The organism is Phreatobacter sp. (assembly GCF_051860605.1).
In the GTDB taxonomy this organism is placed as follows: domain Bacteria; phylum Pseudomonadota; class Alphaproteobacteria; order Rhizobiales; family Phreatobacteraceae; genus Phreatobacter.
On sequence record NZ_JBHYDR010000005.1, the window covers coordinates 347,674 to 359,252 of the forward strand.

Genomic DNA, 11,579 nt, shown 5'->3' on the forward strand with positions numbered 1-11,579 from the left:
CCGGCCGCCTCCCGGAACCGCCATGATCACACTTGCCATAGCCACTGTCGTCTTCATCCTCGCCGGGCTCGTCAAGGGCGTCATCGGACTCGGCCTGCCGACCATTGCGGTGGGTCTGCTCAGTCTCGCGATGGCACCGGCGCAGGCCGCCGCGCTCATGCTCGTCCCCTCGCTCATCACCAATGTCTGGCAGATCGCCGCCGGACCGAACCTCTGGCCGCTGACGCGGCGCCTGGCCACGCTGCTGATCGGCATCGCCGTCGGCACGGTGGCCGGCAGCGGCATCATCACCGGCGCCCATGCCGGCCATGCCTCCGTTGCGCTCGGCATCGTGCTGATGATCTATGCCGGCTTCGGCCTGTCGCCGCTGCGGCCGCGCCTGCCGGCTGCCGCCGAGCCCTGGCTGTCCCCGGTCGTCGGCCTTGCCACCGGCGTGGTCTCGGCCGGCACCGGCATCTTCGTCATGCCGTCCGTGCCCTATCTGCAGGCGATCGGGCTGGAGAAGGACGATCTGGTCCAGGCGCTCGGCATCACGTTTCTGGTGGCGACCGTGGCGCTCGGCCTCGGTCTCGCGCGCGAAGGGGTGCTGCCGGCCTCCGTGGCGTTCGCCTCGCTCCTCATGCTGTTGCCGGCGCTTGCCGGCATGTGGCTCGGCCAGGCCTTGCGCGCGCGCATCAGCCCGGCGGCGTTCCGCACGGTGTTCCTCGTGGGTCTCCTGCTGCTCGGGGGCCATCTCGCCACCCGGCCGCTTTGGTAAGGCCGGACGGTCAGTTGCGGTCGTCGGGAAGCGTCGGCAGGGGATGGAACTCGATCCCCTCCTCGTGCAGTTCGCGCGCTTCCTCCGGTGTCGCCGAGCCGTAGATCGAGCGGTGCTCGACCTCACCGTAGTGGATCTTGCGTGCCTCTTCGGCAAAGCGGTCGCCGACGGGATCGGCAGTCCTGGTCAGATGGTCGCGCAATTCGCGCAGGCGGGCGCGCAGCTCCTGCGCGGCGGGCGAGGCCATGGCGACCGGCGCGTCCGTCGCGGGGGCCTGCGGACCGGGCGGCTTGGCGGCGGGGGCCGGGACGGCCGCAGGCGGCCGCTCGGGCGCCCGGTCGCGGCGTGCCACCTGCGGCGCCATCAGGGTCTTCTCGATACGGGTCGAGTTGCAGACCGGGCACGCGACAAGCTTTCGCCGCCTCTGCTCGTCGTAGCTTGCCGAGGAGGGAAACCAGCTCTCGAAGTCGTGGGCCTTGTCGCAGTGCAGCGCGTACTTGATCATGACGCGGCAACGCTGACAGGATCGGGAAGGCTGAAGACCCGGCCATTGGCCAGCGAGGGAATGCGGCCGCGGGTCTCGTCCACCCTGGCAGGGTCGATCTCGGCGAGGATGACGCCCGGCTCGTCGTGGTCGGCCTCGGCCAGCACCGTGCCCCATGGGTCGATGATGAGGCTGTGGCCGTAGGTCTCGCGGCCGCAGGCGTGCCGGCCGCCCTGGGCGGCGGCGATCACGAAGGCGCCGTTCTCGATGGCGCGCGCGCGCATGAGCACATGCCAGTGCGCCTGGCCGGTGGGCACGGTGAAGGATGCGGGAATGGCCAAGATGCCCGCACCGCGCTCGGCCAGCGCCCGGTAGAGATGGGGAAAGCGCAGGTCGTAGCAGATGGTCACGCCGAGCCGGGCCCACGGCAGATCGCACAGCACCGCCGCTTCGCCCGGCGCATAGGCCGCCGATTCCCGATAGGTCTGGCCGTTCGGCAGGTCGACGTCGAACATGTGGATCTTGTCATAGGCCGCAACAACCTCGCCGTCGGGCGAGATCACGTAGCCGCGGTTCGCTGCCTGTCGCTCGCCGATGCGGATGGCGAGCGAGCCGATGTGCAGCCAGATCCCCAGTTCCATGGCCTCGGACTGGAACAGCGGGATCGAGGTATCCTCCGCCTCGCTGCGGATCGCCTCGAAGAAGCGGCTCCGGTCGGGCTGGAGGATGTTGGTCATTTCCGGCGTCTGGACGTAGCTGGCCCCCGAACGCGCCGCCTCGCGGATCAGGGCGATGGCCTGCTCCGTGCTGGCCCTCACATCGACATCGGCGCGCATCTGCACGCAGGCTGCCGTGAAGGATCCGCCGGGGGGTGCGCTCATCGGTGCCATCGCCTCTCAGGCCGTCAGGAGGGGGTCGAGTTTGCCCGCCGCGTCCAGCGCGTGGATGTCGTCCGAGCCGCCGACATGGCGCGTGCCGATGAAGATCTGCGGCACGGTGGTGCGCCCGCCGGCCTTCTGGATCATCTCCGCGCGTCGCTCAGGATGCTTGAGGATATCGACTTCGGTGAAAGCCGCGCCCTTGGACTTCAGGAGGTCCTTGGCGGCGTGGCAATAGGGGCAGTAGTCCTTGGTATAGATGACGATGTCGGCCATGGGGCGGTCCGGGGACGTTGCGGGCAGACGTCAGATATGGACCGCGCCCGGTCCGTCCACAACCCTTGCCGCCGTCAGCACATCGATGCGCGCGGCACCGGCCCGGCGCAGCACGCGGGCGCAGGCCTCCAGCGTCGCGCCCGTGGTCAGCACGTCGTCGACCAGCACCAGGTTGCGGCCGCGCACGAGGGTGCTGCGATCCTCGGCAATGCGGAAGGCGCCGGTCACGTTCTCGATCCGCCGGGCGCGCGTCAGGCCGACCTGATGGGCGGTGCGGCGCACGCGCTTCATGAGCATCGGCTCCGTGGCAATGCCGGTCAGGGCCGACAGATGGCGGGCAAGTTCCGCCGACTGGTTGAACCGGCGCCTGAACAGCCGCGTCCAGTGCAGGGGCACCGGGACCAGCGCGTCGGCGCCGTCCAGTACATCGCGGCCGGCACGGGCCATCCAGCGCGCAAGTGCCGGCGCCAGCTCCAGCCGGTCGCCATATTTCAGGCCGTGGATGAGCGACCGGCCGACATCGTCGAAGCGGAAGGCGGCACGGGCCCGGTCAAACGCCGGCGGGTTGGCGATCGCCTCCGGGGAGACGGCACCGGGACCGATGTCATAGGGCAGCGGCGTGCCGAGACGGTCGCAGACCGGGGCCGTGATGAAGGCGACGCCGCCCCAGCAATGCGGGCAGAGAGCATGATGGTCGCCAACCGGGTTGCGGCAGGCAAGGCATAGCGGGGGCAGGAGCCAGTCGAGCGCGCGGCTGCGGGCCGCAGACAAGCGGCTACGCAGCGACGATGCAACGGCCGGCGGGCTTCGCGCGTTCATGAGGGATGGTAGCGCCGCGTCTTGGCTTGCGCGATACGGGGCCTTCCGCATCGGGTTCGGGGCCGATACTGACCCGGATCAAGGATCGTAACACCAGGTCCCGGCACGGTGATCTGCTCCAAGGACCTGCCAGGACCCCGACGCAAGGACGTGACATGGACCCCGCCGAGGCCGAAGCCATCGCGTTCCTGACCGCCCGGGCCGGCGGGTCGGAGGCGTGCAATCTCGTCTCGACGCACATTTCCCGCGTGATCATCGGGCCGGAGGTCGTGTTCAAGCTGAAGCGCCCGGTGCGGCTTGCCTATCTCGACTTTTCCACGGCCGCGCGGCGCCTCGCCTTCTGCGAGCGGGAATATGCGCTGAACCGCAGGTCGGACCCTGACGGCCGCATCTATCGCGGCGTTCGGCGCATCAGCCGCGGCGCGGACGGCGCGCTCGGCTTCGACGGCGATGGCGATCTCGTCGATGCCGTGGTGGAGATGAATCCCTTCGACAATGACCGCCTGCTCGACCGGCTGGCCGGCGCCGGACCTCTGCAGCCTGGTTTGATCGAGCGGCTGGCCCATGCGGTGGCCGACCTGCATGCGGTCGCCGACGTCTCCGACGATCCGGCCGGCGCGGCGCGCATGGAGCGGGTGCTCGACATCAATGCGGCGGCGTTCGTCGAATCCGGCCTGATGGATGAGGCGGCGGCCGGCCGCTTCGACACGCTGTTCCGGACGGCGCTCGCCCGTCATTCCGCCTTGCTCGATACCCGCGCCATCGCGGGCAAGGTCCGCCGGGGCCACGGCGACCTGCACCTGCGCAACATCTGCCTGATCGGCGAGGACCCGGTGCTGTTCGATTGCCTCGAGTTCGACGAGGATCTGGCGACAACCGATGTGCTCTACGACCTCGCCTTCCTGGTGATGGACCTCTGGCACCGGGGCCAGCGGGCGGCGGCCAACCTCCTCGTCAACCGCCATGCCGACCGCACCGGCGAGCGCGAGGGCCTGGCCCTCCTGCCGTTCCTCGTTGCCGTGCGGGCCGCCGTGCGTGCCCATGTGCTGGCGGCTACCGCACGGGATCCGGAGACGCCGGGACGGTCGGCAATTCGCGACGAGGCGCAGGACTATGTGCGGCTGGCCGAGGCGGCGCTCGCAGAGGCCACGCCGCGGCTGGCTGCGGTCGGCGGCCTGTCCGGCTCGGGCAAGTCGACCCTTGCCGCAGTGCTCGCCCCCGAACTGGCTCCGCTTCCTGGCGCCCGCACCCTCAACACCGACCGGCTGCGCAAGGCGCTGTTCCAGGCCGGGCCGGAGACACGCCTCGGGCCCGAAGCCTACCGGCCGGAGGTGTCCGCCACGGTCTATGGCCGTTTGCGCGAGGAGGTGGCCGTCCTCCTCGCGGCCGGTGTGCCGGTGATCGCCGACGCGGTCCATGCCCGTCCCGACGAGCGGGCCGCGATCGCAGCCGTGGCGCGCAAGGCCGGCGTGCCGTTCCTGGGGGTCTGGCTCGACCTTTCGGCAGAGGCGCTGAAGGCGCGGGTGACGGCCCGGCGTGGTGGGCCCTCCGACGCCACCGCAGAGACGGTCGATCACCAGCTCGGCTACGACCTGGGCGAGATCACCTGGACGAGGCTCGATTCGGGTCGCGACAAGGCCGAGCTGGTTGCCGGGCTGCGGCCGCTGCTCTGAGGCCCGTGGTCAGCCCCGGTGAGCCTTGACCAGTGTGGCGATGTCGATCTTCTGCATGGTCATGATGGCCCGCATGACCCGTCCGGAGGCCGCCGCGTCGCCGGTCATCAGGTCGCCGATGATGGCTGGCGCAACCTGCCAGGACAAGCCGTACCGGTCAGTCAGCCAGCCGCACTGGCCATGCTGGCCGCCCTCGGCAAGGCGCTCCCAGAAGACGTCGATCTCCCGCTGATCGGCGCAGGCGACCGACAGGGAGACGGCCGGGGAGAACGTGAACATCGGGCCGGCGTTCAGAGCCTGCAGGGCCTGCCCGCCGAGACTGAAATCGACGACCAGCTCGGTGCCCTCGGGCATGTGCCCTCCCTCGCCATAATAGGTCACCCGGTCGATGGAGGCGGGCTTGCCGGCGGCGCGGAAGAGTTCCGTGTAGAAGGTGGCGGCTTCCAGCCCCTGCCTGTCGAACCAGAGGCAGGGCCGGACGAGGGCGATTGACGCGGCAGTGGACATCGCTGACCTCCCGCCTCAGGCCGTGGCGGAGCGCGTAGCCTCGAAGGCGGCGAGGTCCATCCAGCAGAACTCCCAGATATGACCGTCCGGGTCCTCCAGCGTGCGCATGAACATGAACCCGTAATCCTGGCTGGCGGCCGGATCGGCAATGCCGCCGGCCTTCTCGCCGCGCGCCACCAGCGCGTCCACCTCCGCGCGGCTTTCCGCGGACAGGCACAGCAGCACCTCCGTGGTGCGGCGGGAATCGGCAATGGATTTCGGTGTGAAACCGGCAAATTTCGCATGGGTCAGCAGCATCACGTGGATATGCTCGGACAGCACCATGCAATGGGCGGTGTCGTCGCAGAAGCGTTCGTCGCGGCGGGCGCCGAGGGCTTCGTAGAAGGCCGTGGCGCGGGACAGATCGGCAACGGGCAGGTTGATGAAGACGAGGCGGGGAGGGGACGCGGCCATGAGGGAACTCCGGTGACATGGGGGCTTGGGGCGTGTGGTCCGGTCTTGACGATCCTGCCAGCACTGGTCATGAATGACAATCATGAAGTTAGAAAAAATAACTGAACAGGAGAAGGCAGGCCCGAAGCGGCGCTATGACGACGCCTGTGCGGTCGCCCACGGCATGGACCTGATCGGGGATCGCTGGGCCTTCCTGGTCATGCGCGAGCTGATGCTCGGTCCCAAGCGCTTCAGCGACATCCGGGAAGGGCTGGCCGGCATCAGCGCCAATGTGCTGACCCAGCGGCTGGAGGGTCTGGAGGAATCCGGGATCATCCGACGCCGGCGCCTGCCGCCGCCGGTCTCGGCGCAGGTCTACGAACTGACGCCGTGGGGCCAGGAGTCCGCCATGGTCATGCGCGTGCTGGCCCGTTGGGCCGCGCGCTCGCCGGGGCATGACCCGAGCCTGCCGTTCAGCGCGGTGTCGCTGGCCCTGTCCCTGCGCACCATGTTCGAGCCGGCGCGGGCCGGCGACATGACGGCCCGCATCGTCTTCGAGACGGAGCAGGAGACGCTCGTTGCGACCCTTGCCGCCGGGGCCCTGAAGGTCGTGCGCGGCGAGACGGGCGAGGCCGACGTGACGGTGGCGGGCCCTCCCCGGGCGGTGGCGGCCGCGATCTATGGCGGGGTGCCGGCAGCTGACCTGATCGCCACTGGCGAACTGAAGGTTGCGGGCGACATGGCGGTGCTCTCACGCTTCGTCACCCTGTTCCCGCTGCCCGACAAGGTGGAATCCGGAGGCTGATTTGCCGCCTGCCGTGCTGGTTCTTCCATGGCAAAGCCGATAGCGTCGCGATCCGGAGCCGTCGCTCTGGAAGGGGCCGCATGTCGGATGACGAACGGGCATTCATCGCCCGCCACAAGCCATCGCTGGTCCTGCTGGACGACAGGGCCCTGAATGGAGAGGCTCCGGCCGGCGCGCTTGACGGCGATCTCACGTCGTTCGGCGCTTTCTTCGTCCGCAACAACGGCGATCTGCCAGCCGCGGCTTTTGGTCCGCCAGATCGATGGCGCCTCATCGTCGATGGCGAGGTCGAAAGGCCGGCCGCATTCGGTCTCGCGGACCTTACGCGGCTGTTCCCGAGCGTCACGATCACGGCCGTCCTGGAATGTGCCGGAAACGGACGGGCCTTCTATGAGCCGCAGGTTTCGGGCGCGCAGTGGCGCTATGGAGCCGTCGGCTGTGCCCGCTGGACGGGCATCCGCATGGCGGATCTGCTGGCCCATGTCGGAGTGACCGACCGGGCGGTCTACACAGCCCATCACAGTCCCGATCGCCTGATCGATGATCCCGACCGGCCGGCGCTTTCGCGTGGCCTGCCGCTGGTCAAGGCGCTGGCTCCCGAAACGCTGCTGGCCTTCGCCATGAACGACCAGCCGCTGCACGCGCTTCATGGTGGTCCCCTGAGGGTTGTGGTGCCGGGCTTTCCCGGCTCTGCCTGGCAGAAGTGGCTGTGCCGGCTTCAGATCCGGGACCGCGAGCACGATGGAGAGAAGATGAACGGCACGGACTACCGCATGCCAGTGAGCCCGGTGGCACCAGGGGAGCCCATTGATCCGGCGCAGTTTGCGGTGATTACCGACATGCCGGTGAAGAGCGTGATCACACGGCCGGGCGACGGCTTCATGCACATGGGCCCCGAGCCGCTGACGGTCAGCGGCTTTGCCTGGAGCGGGTCCGTGCCGGCGGCGGGCGTGGCGGTGTCCGTGGACGAGGGGGCGAGCTGGGTCCCCGCCGAACTGGCGGCCGGAGAAGGTCCTTTTGCCTGGCGCCGATTTCGCGTCGATGTCGCCGTAGCGCCCGGGCCGCTGACCGTCATGGCCAGAGCCACCGACGCCGCGGGTGCCTGTCAGCCCGTGGCACGGGCACCGTGGAACCCGCGCGGTTACCTGAACAACGCGGTCCATCGCATTGTCGGGACCGTCATGCCGCACTGACGGCCTTGGGCTTCGGCCCGCCTGGCCCGATCAGAACGCCACGCCCGCCGCCTGCTCCTCCTCCACCGTCAGGCCATCGCCGGTTGCGACGCGCCCGCCCTGCGCGACAGCGCAATAGATGCCGCAATCGGCATGGCCATAGGTCCGCATCAGCACGGCGGGGATCATCAGGTCGCGCACGGCGCTGCGCGGATTGACGGTGGTGGCGGCGCAGCGCTCGGTGCGCTTGAGGCCGCGCAGCACGGCCTCGCCGAGGGTGATGCGCTTGCCGACCCAGTCGAACTCGGCGAAGGTCGGGACGCCGTCGATATAGAGATTGGCGCGGAAGCGGATCGGGTCGATGGCGACGCCGGTTTCCTTTTCCAGCGCGCGGATCGTCGCCAGGTTGATGATCGAGACGAAACCGGAGCGCGAATCCATGAAGCGGAAGCCTTCGGGTCCGGCCAGAACCCTCGGCGGGCCGGACAGCTCGGCGCCGAACATCATGCGGAAGAAATCCTCGATCTCGCGCCGGCCGGCGGGGGTGCGGATGTCGCCGCGGGCGACCTCGATCTCGTCCTCGACGATGGAGAGCGTGCCGTCGCCGGTGTCGTAGCGCGTGCGCAGGCGCGCGAGCGCCGCCTGCCGGGCGAGAACGAGGAACTTCTGCTTCGGCTGGTGCTCCGGATTGGCGGGATCGAAACCGGACGGACCGTTCTCGATGGCGAACAGCCTGTCTCCGGGGAAGTGCTGGCCTGCGGTCAGGCGCGCCTCGGCGAGCGGCTCGGCCGACAGTCCCTTTACCGGATAGCGGTAGAGCTGGACGAGGCGGGGCAGGGTGGAGCCGACGGTCATGGTCACCTCGCTGGGGGCTGCGATCGGGGCTTGAGGTGGCGCAAGGCGGGAGGTGGGTCAAGTCAGCCAGGGTACACACTTGGCATCGGTCTGTTGCAGAGATGTCTGCAGACGACCGCAGCCCCTTCTCACGGCGCCGTGAGCCCCCATATCAGGCACGAAACCGGTCGCTTCGGGGCCGGACCCAACCATCCGACGCCGTGCGCGGGCCCTTGCGGGACGGGCGGGGCGGGCAAGGGAGCAGTCAATGAACGTCGAGAAATATACCGAGCGCGTGCGCGGCTTTCTTCAGTCGGCGCAGTCGCTGGCTCTGCGCGAGGGCCACCAGCAGTTCCAGCCGGAGCACCTTCTGAAGGTGCTGCTGGACGATCCGGAAGGCCTGTGCGCGGGCCTGATCCGCCAGGCCGGCGGGCAGCCGCAGGTGGCGGCCGCGCACACAGCAGAGGCGCTGGCGAAGATCCCCAAGGTTCAGGGGTCGGGTGCCGGCCAGATCTATCTCGGCCAGGGGCTCGCCCGCGTGTTCGACGCAGCCGAAAAGGCTGCGGAGAAGGCCGGCGACAGCTTTGTCACGGTCGAGCGGCTTCTGCTGGCGCTGGCGCTGGAGAAGGATTCGGAGGCCGGGAAGGCGCTGGCCGCCGCGGGCGTCAATCCGCAGAATCTCAACCGCGCCATCGAGGCGATCCGCAAGGGGCGGACGGCCGATTCAGCCTCTGCCGAGAACGCCTATGACGCGCTGAAGAAATATGCCCGCGACCTGACCGCGGCGGCCCGCGAGGGCAAGCTCGATCCCGTCATCGGCCGCGACGAGGAGATCCGGCGCACGATCCAGGTCCTGTCGCGCCGCACCAAGAACAATCCGGTGCTGATCGGCGAGCCGGGCGTCGGCAAGACCGCCATTGTCGAGGGTCTCGCCCTGCGCGTGATCGACGGCGACGTGCCGGAAAGCCTGAAGGACAAGGCCATCCTGTCCCTCGACATGGGCGCACTGATCGCGGGTGCCAAATATCGCGGCGAGTTCGAGGAGCGGCTGAAGGCCGTGCTCTCCGAAGTGACCTCGTCGGATGGCGGCATCGTGCTGTTCATCGACGAGATGCACACGCTGGTCGGCGCCGGCAAGGCGGACGGGGCGATGGATGCCTCGAACCTTCTGAAGCCCGCGCTCGCCCGCGGCGAACTCCACTGCATCGGCGCCACCACGCTCGACGAGTACCGCAAGCATGTCGAGAAAGACGCGGCGCTCGCCCGCCGGTTCCAGCCGGTCTTCGTCGACGAGCCCTCGGTGGAGGACACCGTCTCCATCCTGCGCGGCCTGAAGGAGAAATACGAGCAGCACCACCAGGTGCGCATCACCGACAGCGCCATCGTGGCGGCCGCGACCCTGTCCAACCGCTACATCACCGACCGCTTCCTCCCCGACAAGGCGATCGACCTGGTGGATGAGGCCTCCGCGCGCCTGCGCATGCAGGTCGATTCCAAGCCCGAGGAGCTCGATGAGGTCGATCGCCGCGTCATCCAGCTCAAGATCGAGCAGGAGGCGCTGAAGAAGGAGAACGACGCGGCGTCGAGGGACCGGCTGAAGCGGCTGGAGAAGGACCTCGAAGGCCTCGAGGCGCAGTCCGCCGAGATGACGGCCCGCTGGAAGGCGGAGAAGGACAGCCTCGGCCGCGCCGCCGAGATCAAGAAGCAGCTCGACGAGGCGCGCAATGCGCTGGCCAATGCCCAGCGCAAGGGCGACTGGGCGAAGGCCGGCGAACTCTCTTACGGGACCATTCCCGCACTGGAGAAGGAACTGGCGAGCGTCGAGCAGCAGAACGAGCAGGCCATGGTCGAGGAGGCGGTGACCGCCGACCACGTCGCCCAGGTGGTCTCGCGCTGGACCGGCGTGCCGGTCGACCGGATGCTGGAGGGCGAGAAGGACAAGCTCCTGCGCATGGAGGACGAACTGGCTCGCCGGGTTGTCGGCCAGGGCGAGGCGGTGAAGGCCGTCTCCACCGCCGTGCGCCGCGCCCGTGCCGGCCTGCAGGACCCGAACCGGCCGATCGGCTCGTTCATGTTCCTCGGCCCAACCGGCGTCGGCAAGACCGAGCTGACCAAGGCGCTGGCCGAGTTCCTGTTCGACGACGAGACCGCGATGGTGCGGATCGACATGTCGGAATACATGGAAAAGCACTCGGTCTCGCGGCTGATCGGCGCGCCTCCCGGCTATGTTGGCTATGACGAGGGCGGGGCGCTGACGGAGGCCGTGCGCCGCCGGCCCTATCAGGTGGTCCTGTTCGACGAGATCGAGAAGGCCCACCCGGACGTGTTCAACGTCCTTCTCCAGGTGCTCGACGACGGCCGGCTGACCGACGGGCAGGGGCGCACGGTCGATTTCCGCAATGTCCTGATCATCATGACCTCGAACCTCGGCTCCGAGCTTCTGGTCATGCAGAACGAGGGCGAGGACGTCGATGCGGTGCGCGACGGCGTCATGTCCATCGTGCGCGGCCATTTCCGGCCGGAGTTCCTGAACCGGGTCGACGAGATCATCCTGTTCGGGCGCCTGAAGCGCGAGCAGATGACCACCATCGTCGAGATCCAGCTGAAGCGCCTGCAGAAGCTGCTGGACGAGCGCAAGATCGTTCTCGACCTGGAACCGGGCGCCAAGGCCTGGCTCGCCGACAAGGGCTACGACCCGGCCTATGGCGCGCGCCCGCTGAAGCGCGCGATCCAGAAGGCGGTGCAGGATCCGCTCGCCGAGAAGATCCTCGCCGGCGAGGTGAAGGACGGCGACAAGGTGACGGTCAGTGCGGGAACCGACCGGCTGGTGTTCCAGCCGTCGGCGCAGGCGCTGGCAGCCGAGTAACGCCGCACGGCCTGGCCTGCGGGCTGGTTCGACGAAAAAGGCCCTCTCCCGGCAGGAGAGGGCCTTTGACGTTCGG

12 protein-coding genes are annotated in these 11,579 nt (G+C 68.9%); 5 read left to right on the forward strand and 7 right to left on the reverse strand.

The window, feature by feature from the left end; genetic code table 11:
- Nucleotides 1-22 precede the first annotated feature (22 nt).
- Complete coding sequence (locus ACTIFS_RS11510) at nucleotides 23-757, forward strand: sulfite exporter TauE/SafE family protein (protein ID WP_439574231.1); 735 nt, start codon at nucleotides 23-25, stop codon at nucleotides 755-757.
- A gap of 10 nt (nucleotides 758-767) precedes the next feature.
- Here ACTIFS_RS11510 and ACTIFS_RS11515 read toward each other — a convergent pair whose 3' ends face one another.
- The 4 genes from ACTIFS_RS11515 to ACTIFS_RS11530 are packed head-to-tail and all read right to left on the reverse strand — an operon-like array spanning nucleotide 768 to nucleotide 3,166.
- On the reverse strand, nucleotides 768-1,262 hold the full coding sequence (locus ACTIFS_RS11515; RefSeq protein WP_439574232.1) for a DUF1178 family protein: 495 nt from the start codon (nucleotides 1,260-1,262) through the stop codon (nucleotides 768-770).
- Nucleotides 1,259-2,122, reverse strand: a complete 864-nt coding sequence (locus tag ACTIFS_RS11520) for a carbon-nitrogen hydrolase family protein (RefSeq protein WP_439574233.1) — start codon at nucleotides 2,120-2,122, stop codon at nucleotides 1,259-1,261. The genes ACTIFS_RS11515 and ACTIFS_RS11520 overlap by 4 nt, the downstream gene beginning before the upstream one ends.
- 15 nt (nucleotides 2,123-2,137) lie before the next feature.
- Nucleotides 2,138-2,395 (reverse strand): glutaredoxin 3, encoded by a 258-nt coding sequence (gene grxC / locus ACTIFS_RS11525; protein WP_439574234.1) that lies wholly within the window; start codon nucleotides 2,393-2,395, stop codon nucleotides 2,138-2,140.
- A 30-nt stretch (nucleotides 2,396-2,425) separates the two neighbouring features.
- Nucleotides 2,426-3,166 carry a ComF family protein gene (locus ACTIFS_RS11530; protein ID WP_439574235.1) on the reverse strand — a complete coding sequence of 247 codons (741 nt, stop codon included), beginning with the start codon at nucleotides 3,164-3,166 and terminating at the stop codon, nucleotides 2,426-2,428.
- A 203-nt stretch (nucleotides 3,167-3,369) separates the two neighbouring features.
- Here ACTIFS_RS11530 and ACTIFS_RS11535 point away from each other — a divergent pair, with 203 nt between their 5' ends.
- Entirely contained in the window at nucleotides 3,370-4,887 is a 1,518-nt protein-coding gene (locus ACTIFS_RS11535) for an AAA family ATPase (RefSeq protein WP_439574236.1), read from the forward strand.
- 9 nt (nucleotides 4,888-4,896) lie between these two features.
- Here ACTIFS_RS11535 and ACTIFS_RS11540 read toward each other — a convergent pair whose 3' ends face one another.
- Both ACTIFS_RS11540 and ACTIFS_RS11545 read right to left on the reverse strand, forming a co-directional pair.
- Nucleotides 4,897-5,394, reverse strand: a complete 498-nt coding sequence (locus tag ACTIFS_RS11540) for a VOC family protein (RefSeq protein ID WP_439574237.1) — start codon at nucleotides 5,392-5,394, stop codon at nucleotides 4,897-4,899.
- 15 nt (nucleotides 5,395-5,409) lie between these two features.
- Nucleotides 5,410-5,847: a VOC family protein gene (locus tag ACTIFS_RS11545; protein ID WP_439574238.1), complete on the reverse strand. Its 438-nt coding sequence runs from the start codon at nucleotides 5,845-5,847 to the stop codon at nucleotides 5,410-5,412.
- Nucleotides 5,848-5,929: 82 nt separating this feature from the next.
- On the opposite strand from ACTIFS_RS11545, the gene ACTIFS_RS11550 reads away from it, so the two are divergent.
- Both ACTIFS_RS11550 and ACTIFS_RS11555 read left to right on the forward strand, forming a co-directional pair.
- Entirely contained in the window at nucleotides 5,930-6,631 is a 702-nt protein-coding gene (locus tag ACTIFS_RS11550; protein ID WP_439574239.1) for a winged helix-turn-helix transcriptional regulator, read from the forward strand.
- Nucleotides 6,632-6,711: 80 nt separating this feature from the next.
- Nucleotides 6,712-7,824 (forward strand): sulfite oxidase, encoded by a 1,113-nt coding sequence (locus ACTIFS_RS11555; RefSeq protein ID WP_439574240.1) that lies wholly within the window; start codon nucleotides 6,712-6,714, stop codon nucleotides 7,822-7,824.
- Nucleotides 7,825-7,854: 30 nt separating this feature from the next.
- On the opposite strand, the gene ACTIFS_RS11560 is transcribed toward ACTIFS_RS11555, so the two are convergent.
- On the reverse strand, nucleotides 7,855-8,658 hold the full coding sequence (locus ACTIFS_RS11560) for an MOSC domain-containing protein (RefSeq protein WP_439574241.1): 804 nt from the start codon (nucleotides 8,656-8,658) through the stop codon (nucleotides 7,855-7,857).
- A gap of 247 nt (nucleotides 8,659-8,905) precedes the next feature.
- On the opposite strand from ACTIFS_RS11560, the gene clpB reads away from it, so the two are divergent.
- Entirely contained in the window at nucleotides 8,906-11,503 is a 2,598-nt protein-coding gene (gene clpB, locus ACTIFS_RS11565) for an ATP-dependent chaperone ClpB (protein WP_439574242.1), read from the forward strand.
- Nucleotides 11,504-11,579 lie beyond the last annotated feature (76 nt).

Bases quoted from the DNA above. Each gene is read 5' to 3' on its own strand.
- ACTIFS_RS11515 (WP_439574232.1), bottom strand. From the start codon at position 1,262: ATGATCAAGTACGCGCTGCACTGCGACAAGGCCCACGACTTCGAGAGC.
- ACTIFS_RS11550 (WP_439574239.1), top strand. From the start codon at position 5,930: ATGAAGTTAGAAAAAATAACTGAACAGGAGAAGGCAGGCCCGAAGCGG.
- ACTIFS_RS11560 (WP_439574241.1), bottom strand. From the start codon at position 8,658: ATGACCGTCGGCTCCACCCTGCCCCGCCTCGTCCAGCTCTACCGCTAT.
- ACTIFS_RS11510 (WP_439574231.1), top strand. From the start codon at position 23: ATGATCACACTTGCCATAGCCACTGTCGTCTTCATCCTCGCCGGGCTC.
- grxC (WP_439574234.1), bottom strand. From the start codon at position 2,395: ATGGCCGACATCGTCATCTATACCAAGGACTACTGCCCCTATTGCCAC.
- ACTIFS_RS11520 (WP_439574233.1), bottom strand. From the start codon at position 2,122: ATGAGCGCACCCCCCGGCGGATCCTTCACGGCAGCCTGCGTGCAGATG.
- clpB (WP_439574242.1), top strand. From the start codon at position 8,906: ATGAACGTCGAGAAATATACCGAGCGCGTGCGCGGCTTTCTTCAGTCG.
- ACTIFS_RS11545 (WP_439574238.1), bottom strand. From the start codon at position 5,847: ATGGCCGCGTCCCCTCCCCGCCTCGTCTTCATCAACCTGCCCGTTGCC.
- ACTIFS_RS11555 (WP_439574240.1), top strand. From the start codon at position 6,712: ATGTCGGATGACGAACGGGCATTCATCGCCCGCCACAAGCCATCGCTG.
- ACTIFS_RS11535 (WP_439574236.1), top strand. From the start codon at position 3,370: ATGGACCCCGCCGAGGCCGAAGCCATCGCGTTCCTGACCGCCCGGGCC.
- ACTIFS_RS11540 (WP_439574237.1), bottom strand. From the start codon at position 5,394: ATGTCCACTGCCGCGTCAATCGCCCTCGTCCGGCCCTGCCTCTGGTTC.